Consider the following 1,009-nt stretch of genomic DNA (forward strand, 5'->3'; position numbering starts at 1 on the left):
TTCTCCCTGATACGTGATGCGTTATTCCTGTCCAGTCGTGATCCGGGTGAACTTTTTAATAATTTCGTCTTTATTGGCCGCAGCCCAGTCAAAGTTATAATCAACGAGCTTGATGTCGCCGGTCTGAGGCAGACCCTCTACAGGAGCTACATCGTTCCGTACGGAGCGGCGCTTGAATTCTTTTTGCACAATCTCCTGCGCGTCCTTGCTTACGAGGAAATCGACGAACTGCTTGGCCTGTTCGAGATTTTTGCTGTCTTTAATAATGGCTGCGCCGTCAGGTACGGCAGAGGTTCCTTCCGACGGATAAATGATCCCGATTTGCGAGCCTCCTTCAATGTAACGAAGAGCCGCATCCTCAAGGGTGATGCCGAGCGCGAATTCCTTGTCCGGAACGGCGCGCTGCACCAGGCTTGAGCCGGAGAGGATTTTGCCGTCCATATTCGCCACCAGCTTCTTCACGTAATCCCAGCCCTTGCCGTCTTCTTTGCCGAACGCCGTGAGCATCGTCACAAGCTGAGTGTAGGAAGAGCCGGATTTGGACGGGTCGGCAAAAGCGATATTGCCTTTCCATTTCGGATCAAGCAGATCCTCCCAGGATTTGGGCAGCTCATTCTCGGACACCAGCTCTTTGTTGTAGGTAATAACCATCGGCAGCGCGTTGAATGGCGTCCAGTAGGAATTCTTGTCCACGTAAGCCGGCAGCAAATTGTCGAACTCCTTGGTCTTGTAAGGCTGGAAATATTCTTTATAGGATTCCAGGGAGTCGGCGCCGCCGGCCCAGAATACATCGCCAAGCGGATTTCCGGCTTCCGCCTGCACCCGTTTCAGCAGTTCCCCGGTGCCTCCGGAGATCAAGTCCACCGTAATGCCGGTGCGGTCTTGAAATTCTTTAATGATGGGGTTGTTGATTTCCGCCGCATTCGGGGAGTACACCGTTAATTTCCCGCCCCCGGCCTTGCCTCCGCCATCAGAGCCGGCAGTTGCGGCTGTATCGTCTTTAGCTCCG

The 1,009-nt window shown here is 53.7% G+C and carries 1 protein-coding gene; it reads right to left on the reverse strand.

Features of this window, described 5'->3' with window-relative positions; genetic code table 11:
- Nucleotides 1-21: 21 nt before the first annotated feature.
- Nucleotides 22-1,009, reverse strand: a 988-nt coding sequence (locus tag L692_RS0120630) for an ABC transporter substrate-binding protein (RefSeq protein ID WP_025701925.1), incomplete at its 5' end; no start/stop codon positions are given.

The organism is Paenibacillus forsythiae T98 (assembly GCF_000520735.1).
Classification (GTDB): Bacteria; Bacillota; Bacilli; order Paenibacillales; family Paenibacillaceae; genus Paenibacillus_AQ; species Paenibacillus_AQ forsythiae.